We start from the raw sequence: 743 nt of genomic DNA, 5'->3' as shown, positions 1-743 counted from the left end.
CCCCTTATCCCCGCAAGGAATGTCCGCGCATGCGTCGCCGTCCCGCCCCCGCCCTCGTGCGAAGCGTCCTGCTTTCCGCCCTTCCGGTTCTCGGCCTGTCCTCTGCCGCCCTCGCGCAGGGCAAGCCACTGCCGCCGCCCGCGAGCGATGCGATGCCGCCGGTGGAATTGACCATCGAGATGCGGGACGGCCATCCGGTCTGCCAGCCCGCCGAGCTGCGCCTGCCCGCCGAGACCAACATAGCCCTCAACGTGGTCAGCCGCGCCGACCAGCCGGTGACGATCACCATGCCGGGTCAGTTCGAGAATGGACGCGTGCTGCACGCCGATGGCGATCTCGTTCACGTCGCCAGCGAGAAGGGCTACACGGTCAAGCGGGAGGGCAAGGGCACGCTTCGCCTGCGCACGATCTCCGCTGGCGAGAAGCCCTTCGCCTGCACCGGCGCCAACAGCCGGAGCAACCCGTTCGAGGGTAAAGTCATCCTCACGCCGCCCTCCGGCTGAGTAGGACGCCCGGCCGTCTAAGCTGTGCGGCCGCGTGCACGAAAGTATCGAGCCGGCGCGAGCCCCGGTTTCTTCCGCCCTCACATGGGATATGGAGTTTTGCTCCGAATTGGGTTGCCGGCTTTTCGAGCGAGGCCGGCGCAGTATCGTGGCAGCCGCATCATCCCGGACCTGGGACTCCTTGTCGATGCGCTGAAGACCGAGGCGAATGCGAATGTCGAAACCGGCGGACGAGGACGA

The 743-nt window shown here is 67.2% G+C and carries 1 protein-coding gene; it reads left to right on the top strand.

Annotated features, from left to right (window positions below):
- The first annotated feature begins 29 nt into the window (after nt 1-29).
- Nucleotides 30-503 (top strand): cupredoxin domain-containing protein, encoded by a 474-nt coding sequence (locus MZTS_RS24685; RefSeq protein ID WP_009864753.1) that lies wholly within the window; start codon nt 30-32, stop codon nt 501-503.
- Nucleotides 504-743: the final 240 nt, after the last annotated feature.

The sequence above is a fragment of the Methylorubrum zatmanii genome, from assembly GCF_014845115.1.
Lineage (GTDB): Bacteria > Pseudomonadota > Alphaproteobacteria > Rhizobiales > Beijerinckiaceae > Methylobacterium > Methylobacterium zatmanii.
This window is presented reverse-complemented; position numbering and strand designations above follow the sequence as displayed.